Origin of the sequence: Streptomyces sp. SID11385, assembly GCF_010548245.1 — a bacterium.
Taxonomy (GTDB): domain Bacteria; phylum Actinomycetota; class Actinomycetes; order Streptomycetales; family Streptomycetaceae; genus Streptomyces.
Map to the genome: position 1 here is coordinate 24,399 of NZ_JAAGLR010000972.1, position 6,853 is coordinate 31,251.

6 protein-coding genes and 1 pseudogene are annotated in these 6,853 nt (G+C 71.7%); 4 read left to right on the plus strand and 3 right to left on the minus strand.

The annotated features are described in order from the left end of the window. Nucleotides 1–100: 100 nt before the first annotated feature. Both G3I42_RS29635 and G3I42_RS29640 read left to right on the plus strand, forming a co-directional pair. A complete protein-coding gene (locus G3I42_RS29635) occupies nucleotides 101–451 on the plus strand; it encodes a DUF3099 domain-containing protein (RefSeq protein ID WP_164290828.1) in 351 nt (116 codons plus the stop codon). A gap of 244 nt (nucleotides 452–695) precedes the next feature. After that, nucleotides 696–917: a hypothetical protein gene (locus G3I42_RS29640; protein WP_164290829.1), complete on the plus strand. Its 222-nt coding sequence runs from the start codon at nucleotides 696–698 to the stop codon at nucleotides 915–917. A gap of 15 nt (nucleotides 918–932) precedes the next feature. On the opposite strand, the gene moaA is transcribed toward G3I42_RS29640, so the two are convergent. The 3 genes from moaA to G3I42_RS29655 form a co-directional block, all read right to left on the minus strand. After that, on the minus strand, nucleotides 933–1,922 hold the full coding sequence (gene moaA / locus G3I42_RS29645; protein ID WP_164290830.1) for a GTP 3',8-cyclase MoaA: 990 nt from the start codon (nucleotides 1,920–1,922) through the stop codon (nucleotides 933–935). A gap of 236 nt (nucleotides 1,923–2,158) precedes the next feature. Beyond that, the gene (locus G3I42_RS29650; protein ID WP_164290831.1) at nucleotides 2,159–3,799 is read right to left on the minus strand and encodes a cation acetate symporter; all 1,641 of its coding nucleotides are present in this window, start codon (nucleotides 3,797–3,799) and stop codon (nucleotides 2,159–2,161) included. Then, a complete protein-coding gene (locus tag G3I42_RS29655; protein WP_164290832.1) occupies nucleotides 3,796–4,161 on the minus strand; it encodes a DUF485 domain-containing protein in 366 nt (121 codons plus the stop codon). Before G3I42_RS29655 ends, G3I42_RS29650 begins: the two co-directional genes overlap by 4 nt. A 400-nt stretch (nucleotides 4,162–4,561) precedes the next feature. Between G3I42_RS29655 and G3I42_RS29660 the strand changes: the two genes are divergently transcribed. Next, the gene (locus tag G3I42_RS29660; protein WP_164290833.1) at nucleotides 4,562–6,109 is read left to right on the plus strand and encodes a S8 family serine peptidase; all 1,548 of its coding nucleotides are present in this window, start codon (nucleotides 4,562–4,564) and stop codon (nucleotides 6,107–6,109) included. Between the two features lie 259 nt (nucleotides 6,110–6,368). Beyond that, a pseudogene (locus G3I42_RS29665) lies at nucleotides 6,369–6,853 on the plus strand (hypothetical protein); the annotation flags it as partial.

Here is a 6,853-nt window from a genome sequence, read left to right on the forward strand (position 1 = left end):
CGGTCCGTACGGCGCGGGGCGCCCCGCCCGGCGGCCCCGGTCTCGTCGGCGTGGGCCGTGCGGCGTACCGTGAGACGGGTTCGTCGAGGGATGGTGGAACGTGGCGCGCAAGCAGGCGGAGCAAGAGGTCTTCCGGATCACCGGGGCCCGCGCGGGACTCCAGGACGACGTGCGCGGCCGGCAACGGCGTTACGTCATCTCGATGCTGGTGCGCACCGCCTCGGTCATCGCGGCGATGCTGCTGTGGAACGTGGAGCGGTACGTGGCCGTCGTGGCGCTCGTGCTGGGCGCCTTCCTCCCCTACGTCGCCGTCGTCATCGCCAACGCGGGCCGCGAGAACGCCCCTTCCCTGCCCCGCACCTACGTGCCACCACCGCAGCGCCCGGCCCTGGAGGGCACGGTCCATCCGGCGGCGGCCGAGCCGAACGACCCCCGCGACCAGCGGGCCTGACGGCCCGGGCGAGGCCCGCGACGGCCCGGGCGGGAGGGCTCGTGCCGGGGGGATTCCACGCCAATCCCTGAGTTCGGCTGCACCCGGGCAGGGGGCTCGTGCCATACTTTCAGCGCGCTCCGCATCCCCCGTCGGAGCGATGGACCGACGCCGGGCAGCTCCCCCCGTGGCTGCTCGGCGTCGCCTTTTCCCGGGCCTCCCGCAGTGCCCGCCCCCCTCATCCCCGTACCGAAAGCACCCCGTCATGTCCGAGGACACCACGCTCGTCTGCTCCGCCAAGGGCTGCCGTGAGGCTGCCGTCTGGGTGCTCGCCTGGAACAATCCGAAGGTGCACACGCCGGAGCGGCGCAAGACGTGGCTGGCGTGCGGGGAGCACCGGGAGACGCTGGGGCAGTTCCTCGGCGTGCGGGGCTTCCTGAAGGACGTCGTCGCTCTCGCGGAGTGGCAGGAGCGGGAAGGCGCCTGAGGGGCGGACCCCGGTTCAGCCGCCGATCGCCGACATCGGACGGGTCGGCTGGAGGAAGGACGGGTCGTCCAGGCCCGAGCCGGCCTTCTTGCCCCACATCGCCGCGCGCCACCGCTCCGCGACGGCCTCGTCGTCGGCGCCCGAGCGGAGCAGGGCGCGCAGGTCGGTCTCCTCGGTCGCGAAGAGGCACGTGCGGATCTGGCCGTCGGCGGTGAGACGGGTGCGGTCGCACGCGGCGCAGAAGGGACGCGTGACGGAGCCGATGACCCCGACCCTGCCCGGGCCCCCGTCCACGAGCCAGCGTTCGGCGGGCGCCGAGCCGCGGGCCGCATCGGGCTCGGGGGTGAGCGTGAAGCGGGTGCGCAGGGAGCGCAGGATGTCGTCCGCCGTGATCATCCCGGTGCGCTTCCAGCCGTGTTGCGCGTCGAGCGGCATCTGCTCGATGAAACGCAGCTCGTAGCCCTCGGCGAGCGCCCACGCGAGGAGGGCGGGGGCCTCGTCCTCGTTGAGGCCCGGCATGAGGACGGTGTTGACCTTGACGGGGGTCAGCCCGGCGTCGCGCGCGGCGGCGAGTCCGGCGAGGACGTCGTGGTGGCGGTCGCGGCGGGTGAGGCGGTGGAAGACCTCCGCGTCGAGGGTGTCGAGCGAGACGTTGACGCGGTCGAGCCCCGCCTCGGCGAGCGCGCTCGCGGTGCGGGCGAGGCCGATGCCGTTGGTGGTGAGGGAGAGCTTCGGGCGCGGGTCGAGTGCGGCGCAGCGCCGTACGAGGTCCACGAGGCCGCGGCGCAGGAGGGGTTCGCCGCCCGTGAAGCGGACATCGGTGATGCCGAGGCGGGTCACGGCGAGGCGGACGAGGCGGACGATCTCCTCGTCGTCGAGCAGCTCGGGCTTCGCGAGCCACTGGAGCCCTTCCTCCGGCATGCAGTACGTGCAGCGCAGATTGCACCGGTCGGTGAGGGAGACCCGCAGATCGGTGGCGGTCCTGCCGTAGGTGTCGAGGAGCATGCGGCCCGCCTCCCTTTCGTACGACGGACGGGCTTCGAGCCTACGTGACGGTGGCCGCGGGCGGGCTGCCCGAGATCGGCGGACTTCGGTGCGGAACGGCGGGAGCCGCGCCGCGCCCCGTGGTCAGGGGTGCGGCGCGGCTCCCGGGGAGGTGCGTGCGGGGGCGCCGGTGCGCGCCTCGTACGAGGTGCCGGGGCGTGCCCGTACGCGGCGCCGGGGCGTTCCCGTACGAGGTGTCAGTGCGCGCCCGTGCCGGTGAGGGAGCGGACCTCCAGTTCCGCGTACTTGCCCTTGTCCGGCTCGTCCTTGGAGAAGAACGTGCCGAGGATGCCGAGCAGGAAGCCGAGCGGGATGGAGATGAGTCCCGGGTTCTCCAGCGGGAACCAGGCGAAGTCGACGTCGGGGAACATCGAGCTGGGCTTGGAGGAGACGACCGGCGAGAAGAGCACGAGCAGGACCGAGGAGGCGAGGCCGCCGTAGATCGACCACAGCGCGCCCTGGGTGGTGAAGCGCTTCCAGAAGAGGCTGTAGAGGATCGTCGGGAGATTCGCCGAGGCGGCGACCGCGAAGGCGAGGGCGACGAGCCCGGCGACGTTGAGGTCGCGGGCGAGGGCGCCGAGGCCGATCGAGACGATGCCGATGGCGACGGTGGCCCAGCGCGCGGCGCGGACCTCCTCCTTGTCGGTCGCCTTGCCCTTGCGGATGACGTTCGCGTAGATGTCGTGCGCGAAGGACGAGGACGAGGCGAGGGTGAGCCCGGCGACGACGGCGAGGATCGTCGCGAAGGCGACGGCGGAGATGACGGCGAGGAGGATCGCGCCGCCCGTCGAGCCCGAGCCGCCGCCGATCTCCAGGGCGGCGAGCGGGGCGGCCGTGTTGCCCGCCGGGTTGGAGTCGGTGATCTCCTTCGGCTTGAGGAGCGCGGCGGCGCCGAAGCCGAGGACGATCGTCATGAGGTAGAAGACGCCGATGATGCCGATCGCCCAGTTGACGGACTTCCGCGCGGCCTTGGCGGTGGGCACGGTGTAGAACCGGATCAGGATGTGCGGGAGCCCGGCGGTGCCGAGGACGAGGGCGATGCCGAGCGAGAGGAAGTCGAGCTTCGAGGTCGCGGTCGCCCCGTACTTGAGCCCCGGCTCCAGGAAGGCCGAGCCCTTGCCGCTGTTCTCGGCGGCCTTGCCGAGGAGTTCGGAGACGTTGAAGTGGAACTTCCACAGGATGAGCACGGTGATGAGGACGGTGCCGATGATGAGCAGCACGGCCTTGACCATCTGCACCCACGTGGTGCCCTTCATCCCGCCGATCGTGACGTAGACGATCATCAGGACGCCGACGAGCGCGACGATCGCGACCTTGCCGCCGTCGCTCGTGATGCCGAGGAGCAGGGAGACGAGGACGCCGGCCCCGGCCATCTGGGCGAGCAGGTAGAAGATCGACACGACGATCGTGGAGGCCCCCGCGGCGGTGCGGACCGGGCGCTGGCGCATGCGGTAGGCGAGGACGTCGCCCATCGTGTAGCGCCCGGAGTTGCGCAGGGGTTCGGCGACCAGGAGGAGCGCGACGAGCCAGGCGACGAGGAAGCCGATGGAGTAGAGGAAGCCGTCGTAGCCGAAGAGCGCGATCGCCCCGGCGATGCCGAGGAAGGAGGCGGCGGACATGTAGTCGCCGGAGACGGCGAGGCCGTTCTGGAAACCGGTGAACTGGCGGCCGCCCGCGTAGAAGTCGGCGGCGTTGCGGGTCTGGCGGCCAGCCCAGACGGTGATGACAAGAGTCGCGACGACGAAGATCGCGAAGAGCGTGATGATCAGCGGGCGGTGCTCGCTGGCACCCTCCGCGGCGAGCGGCAGCCCGGTCGCGAGGCTGAGCGGCTGGCTCATTCCTGGCCCTCCAGACGGGACTTGATCGCCTGCGCCTTGGGGTCGAGCTTGGTCGCGGCGTGGTGGGAGTACCACCAGGCGATGAGGAAGGTGGTGAGGAACTGGCCGAGGCCGAGGACCAGGGCCACATTGATGTTGCCGACGACCTTGGTGCCCATGAAGTCACCGGCGTAGTTGGACAGCAGGACGTAGAGCAGGTACCAGAGCACGAAGGCGACGGTGAGCGGGAAGGCGAAGGAGCGGTGCGTGCGCCGGAGTTCTCCGAACTCCGCGCTCTCCTGCACCTCCACGAACTGCTCCGTCGAGGGTGCGCCGGCACCGCGCGGCGAGCCGGTGTGCGGCTCGGGCGTCTCGGTGGCCACGGAATCTCCTCGCGATGCGGGGGCGGGTGGTGGGGACAAGGGTGAGGAACTGGACATGGTGCTCTCTGGACAACAGGTGGGCGGGGACTGGTGCCGCCGCCCCCTGCACAACGGCACGGCGGTGCCCGCGACCCGGTTCAACGCGGCGTAATTTTCGGGGCACCTGATTTTGGGAAAAGATTGCCGACGGCGAGTGAGGGGAATAGCTTCACTTTGCCGAGGCTCACGCACCTGTCCGAACGCACCCTCCGGACAGGCCCGTTGCCCTTCTGCCCCGGTGCGTCACCGCTCGGCCCGCTCCGTACGAGGCGCCCGCTCGGCGCGCCCCGTACGCCGCTTCGCACACCGCACGGCCCGTACCACTTCAGCGCAGACGCCTCGTACCCGAACTGGAGACCCCATGCCGGTGCTCTTCGTCCGTTCCCGCCGCGCCCTCGCGATACCCGTGGGGCTCGGCCTCGCCACCGCGCTGGCCGTGGTGCCCGCCACGGTCGCCTCGGCCGCGCCCCCTGCCGCTTCGCCGACGGTGAGCGAGGTGGGCACCCCGACGAGTTATGTCGTCAACGTGCTGCCGGGGCTCGCCGATTCGGCCTTCTACCGCAAGGCGGTGGAGAGAGCGGGCGGCGAGGTCGTGTACGCGTACGACAAGATCGGCGTGATCGTCGCGCACTCGGACCGGACCGGCTTCGCGCCCGCGATCCGCAAGGTGCTCGGGGTGCAGAGCGCGGGGGCGACGCGGACGGCTCCGCTGCCCGCCCAGTCGACGACCGACACGGGCAGCCCGATCAAGCTCTCGAAGGCCGATGTCTCCGCCGCGGCGAAGGCGAACGCGGCGAGGACGAACGCGGCGGCCGCCGACAAGGACCCGCTGGAGGGGCTCCAGTGGGACCTGGCCGCGATCAAGGCGGACAAGGCGCACGAGAAGTACCTCGGCAGCAGCAAGGTGACGGTCGGCGTCATCGACACGGGCGTGGACGACACGCACCCCGACCTCGCGGCGAACTTCGACCGGGCGGCCTCCGTCAACTGCGTGGGGGGCAAGCCCGACACGAGCGAGGGGGCCTGGCGGCCGAGCGCGGCCGAGAGCCCGCACGGCACGCACGTGGCCGGGGAGATCGCCGCCGCGAAGAACGGCATCGGCATGAGCGGGGTGGCGCCCGGCGTGAAGGTCGCGGGCATCAAGGTCTCCACGACCGAGGGCTTCTTCTACACGGAGGCCGTCGTCTGCGGCTTCATGTGGGCGGCCGACCACGGCGTGGACGTGACGAACAACAGTTACTACACGGACCCGTGGTACTTCAACTGCACCAACGACCCGGACCAGAAGGCCCTCGTCGAGGCGGTCAAGCGGGCCACGTCGTACGCCGAGCTGAAGGGCACGGTCAACGTCGCGGCGGCGGGGAACGAGAACTACGACCTCGCGAGCGAGAAGATCACCGACCCGGCGAGCCCCAACGACTCGACGCCCGGTGACCGCGTCGTGGACACCTCGAAGTGCTTCGACATCCCGACCCAGCTCCCGGGTGTCGTCACCGTCGCCTCGACGGGCGCGAAGGGCCTGAAGTCCTCGTTCTCGAACTACGGCAACGGGCAGATCGACATCGCCGCGCCCGGCGGCGACTCGACCGTCTACCAGACCCCGGCCCCGCCGGCCACGAGCGGCCTCATCCTCGGCACGCTGCCCGGCGGCGGCTACGGCTACATGGCCGGTACGTCGATGGCCTCCCCGCACGTCGCGGGCGTCGCGGCCCTCATCAAGTCCCGCCACCCGCACGCCCCCGCGGCGCTCGTCAAGGCGCTCCTGTACGCGGGCGCCGACGACACGGCCTGCGGGGCGCCGTACGACATCGACGGCGACGGCGAGATCGACGCGGTGTGCGAGGGCGGCAAGAAGAAGAACGGCTTCTACGGGGAGGGCGTGGCGAACGCGCTCAACGCGGTGAAGTAACGGTTTCCCGGTAGGGGTTCCCGCGCGGGTGTGCCGCACAGGTTCCGGTGCCGGTTGCGGGGGCGGGGCGGTCCGAGGGGGCTGTCCCGCCTTCGTTTTTACCCTTAGGGGGGCGTCGAACGGATCACCTAGGGGGTGGATGGGCCCCCCGACGGGCCCAACGGCCGGGGGTGGGCGGGGGTTCCCGGGATCTTCCCCCGCACGCGTTCCCTGTCCCGCACATCTTCCCCGGTGTGGCACTCAGTGCCATAGTGGCGCCATGGAATCTCAAGCCTCACCCGGTCTGGCCTCCGCCTGGGCGGCACTGAGTGGCGATCCCGCTCTGCTCGCCCGGGTCACCCGTCACGAGGACTCCGGGGTGCTCGCCGCGCGGCTCCCGGTCCGTGAGCTGGCCGCCGCGTGCGCGGGGGCCTGTGGGCTCGCCGCCGCCGAACTGGTCTCCGTACGGGACGGGGGCGCCGTTCCCGCGGTGCGGATCGACGACCGGGCCGTGGCGGCCGCCTTCGCGAGCGAGCGGCTCCTGCGTGTCGAGGGGCGCGCGCCGGAGAGCTTCGCGCCGCTCTCGCGGTTCTGGCGCACGGCGGACGGCTGGGTCCGTACGCACGCCAACTACCCGCACCACCGCGAGCGGTTGCTCAAGGCGCTCGGGCTCGGCGAGGGGGCGGGCCCCGAGGAGGTCGCCGCCGTGCTGCGGCGGCGCGCGGCGCGCGAGACCGAGGAGGCGGTGTACGCGGCCGGGGGCCT

What these genes read in the sequence shown, in the direction of transcription:
- G3I42_RS29640 (WP_164290829.1), top strand. Translation starts at nt 696, where the DNA reads ATGTCCGAGGACACCACGCTCGTCTGCTCCGCCAAGGGCTGCCGTGAG.
- moaA (WP_164290830.1), bottom strand. Translation starts at nt 1,922, where the DNA reads ATGCTCCTCGACACCTACGGCAGGACCGCCACCGATCTGCGGGTCTCC.
- G3I42_RS29650 (WP_164290831.1), bottom strand. Translation starts at nt 3,799, where the DNA reads ATGAGCCAGCCGCTCAGCCTCGCGACCGGGCTGCCGCTCGCCGCGGAG.
- G3I42_RS29660 (WP_164290833.1), top strand. Translation starts at nt 4,562, where the DNA reads ATGCCGGTGCTCTTCGTCCGTTCCCGCCGCGCCCTCGCGATACCCGTG.